At 50.7% G+C, this 355-nt stretch carries 1 rRNA gene; it reads right to left on the minus strand.

Annotation, left to right across the window (positions count from 1 at the left end):
- Positions 1-355, minus strand: a 23S ribosomal RNA gene (locus tag GCL72_RS09650); the annotation flags it as partial.

Here is a 355-nt window from a genome sequence, read left to right on the forward strand (position 1 = left end):
CTGGCGGTCTGGGCTGTTTCCCTTTTGACTACGGATCTTATCACTCGCAGTCTGACTCCTAAGGATAAGTCATTGGCATTCGGAGTTTGACTGAATTCGGTAATCCGATGAGGACCCCTAGTCCAATCAGTGCTCTACCTCCAAGACTCTTACACTTAAGGCTAGCCCTAAAGCTATTTCGGGGAGAACCAGCTATCTCCAGGTTCGATTGGAATTTCTCCGCTACCCACACCTCATCCCCGCACTTTTCAACGTGCGTGGGTTCGGGCCTCCATTCAGTGTTACCTGAACTTCACCCTGGACATGGGTAGATCACCTGGTTTCGGGTCTACGACCACGTACTAAACGCCCTATT

It is taken from the genome of Nesterenkonia halophila (genome assembly GCF_009467795.1).
GTDB lineage: Bacteria > Actinomycetota > Actinomycetes > Actinomycetales > Micrococcaceae > Nesterenkonia > Nesterenkonia halobia.